This is a genomic window from Fusibacter sp., from assembly GCF_057447755.1.
In genome coordinates this window covers 1-1,763 of sequence record NZ_JBVBZF010000498.1, presented here as the reverse complement: position 1 = coordinate 1,763, position 1,763 = coordinate 1, and the positions used below count along the sequence as shown (strand labels likewise).

The 1,763-nt window shown below is 39.3% G+C and carries 1 protein-coding gene; it reads right to left on the bottom strand.

Features of this window, described 5'->3' with window-relative positions; genetic code table 11:
- Positions 1–473 precede the first annotated feature (473 nt).
- On the bottom strand, positions 474–1,763 hold a 1,290-nt coding region (locus AC220I_RS22075), incomplete at its 5' end, for an S-layer homology domain-containing protein (protein ID WP_486726026.1).

The following is a 1,763-nucleotide window of genomic DNA, read 5'->3' as shown; positions in this document are numbered from 1 at the left end:
TGCTCAAATGTTTTTTAAATAGCTGATGGTCTTAAAATTTTCTAATAATACTATATCATAGATTTTAAACTTTCACATATTCATGATGAGACACTAATTTGAATGAAAGCGCAATCCACAGGCACAGCCGAGGACCCTTGTGGTCTCAATGTTCTACGAATACACCGAGGTGTTTTGTACATTGAAAACGCAATCCGCAGGCAACGCCGAGGACGCTTGCGATCTCAATATTCTACAAATACTCTGAGGTGTTTTGTGCATTGAAGATGCAATCCACAGGCACAGCCGAGGACCCTTGTGGTCTCAATGTTCTACGAAATACTCGGAGGTGTTTTGTGCATTGAAAGCGCAATCCGCAGGCAACGCCGAGGACGCTTGTGTTTTCAATGTACAAAACACCTCCGCTACAGCAAGCAAAGGTGTTTCTAATAAACAAGTCCTATTTAAACAAAGTATCCATTTAGGCAGTCGGTTTAACGATTTATTATTTTTTCGCGATAATCATAAGTGATTTCATCCTTAAGGTGTTTTATCAAAGAATGAATCATACTTGCCGCTTCAGCTTTCGTAACTCGGTTCAATGGTTTAAAGGAACCATCATCATAACCGCTGATCAAACCAATTTCATTTGCCATATAGACAAAGTCCTTTGCCCATTCTGCTATTCTTTCATCATCTGAAAAAATTGTTTTATATGGTGGATTCGGCGCTAAATACTCAAGGCCCAGTGCCTTGATGAGAACAGCCACCATCTCGGCTCTTGTAATGGGTTCATTGGGTTTAAAATAGCTATTTTCACCCGCCATAATGTTATGAGACTTAATATACTCAAAGTATTGATAGTCAGGATCATCCACAAGAACATCTAAGTAAGGCGTGGTAACCCCAGGTCTTTTGCGTTTGATTAAATCCGTACGCGTTGCCTCAGGCAATACGCCCTCAAGCGCATTCACCACCGCTTTACCAAATTCAAGTCTAGAAATATAAGCATCTGGCGCAAAATACTCCTTATCAACGTCAAAAATTTCAAGTGATGTCAATAAGAAGATATCACTACTTGCCCAGTGGTCTCCAATATCTCTAATCTTAGGTGTAATGAGCGCTTTGGTTTCTAATATGACTTCCTTGCTCTTATTAATTTCACCTTGATTTCTCTTAGTAGTTGTATAATCCACAGCACCAGCTGACGTAAGCGTTGGCAAGTCATATTTGATACTCACAACATTTTCTTCTGTGGTAACCTTAAAGTAGCTCCCTCTAAAACTAATGCTTTGAGGATCAGTTCCCTGATAGATGAAATCGACTTTTTGCGTGGAAGCTAAATTTATATCTAAGGCAGCATTCCAAATCAAATTTTCCTGAGACCCATATACAGCTGAATCATAGCTTGGATTCGGAATACTGTGAATAATTTCTTGACGATTTACAAGGGTCTCACTCTTTCCCCACTCATGCCCATAACCAACTATCGGATCTCCTTCGTCCACAATTTTTACATAACCACTGTTCGTTAGATAATCTCCGTTAAGATAGTAGGTTCTTTCTCCAAGTAAATGCCCCGAGAAATAACTTACACTCGGAGAGTGATCTATAATTCGACTATCATTGAATGTGTACTTTGCCAGAGTAAAGGTACCTTCACTTGTTACAATGGTTTCATCAAATTTAGAAATCGTTTTTTCATACAGCGTCTGCGTCACTGCATCCTTCTGTGTTTTAACCACATTATAAGTGATATTTCTTGTCAGAGTGATGCCTTCAGC